Below are 487 nucleotides of genomic sequence, written 5' to 3'. Positions count from 1 at the left end.
GCTCGAGCCGCTCGATGCCGGCGCCCGTCACGACCTCCTGGAAATCCTCGAAGATCGCTACGGTCATCGCTCCACCATCGTCACCAGCCAGCTTCCCGTGGACCAGTGGCATCTGCTCATTGGAGATCCCACCTATGCCGACGCCGTGCTCGATCGCCTCGTCCACAATGCCCATCGGCTCGACCTCACCGGGGAGAGCCTGCGCCGAACCCGGCAATCCGCCCGAAAGACCTGAGCGCTGTGGACATGCCGCTGCGCTTGGACAACGCAATCGCGTTGCCCACATGCCCACAGCAACCGCAGAAGAAGAAAAAAGGTTGAAGTCGCGATTCCAGATTGACCGCGCGGCTTGACCGATGCCAGAGAACCAGCCGGCCAGAACGCCTCGCCGCTGGGCGAGATCAAATCGGAAAGGTGGGCGACATCGTCTCGGAATCCACGGGCGACTTCATATCGGTACGCCTGGGCGACTTCGTCGGAATCCGCA

1 protein-coding gene is annotated in these 487 nt (G+C 62.4%); it reads left to right on the top strand.

Going from position 1 to position 487, the window contains the following annotated elements:
- Positions 1-235: ATP-binding protein (locus XH84_RS31745; RefSeq protein WP_164937405.1), on the top strand; the 235-nt coding region annotated here is incomplete at its 5' end.
- Between the last annotated feature and the right edge of the window lie 252 nt (positions 236-487).

This window comes from Bradyrhizobium nanningense (assembly GCF_004114535.1).
In the GTDB taxonomy this organism is placed as follows: domain Bacteria; phylum Pseudomonadota; class Alphaproteobacteria; order Rhizobiales; family Xanthobacteraceae; genus Bradyrhizobium; species Bradyrhizobium nanningense.
The sequence above is the reverse complement of the archived record's forward strand: the minus strand, read 5'-3'. Positions and strand labels throughout refer to the sequence as shown.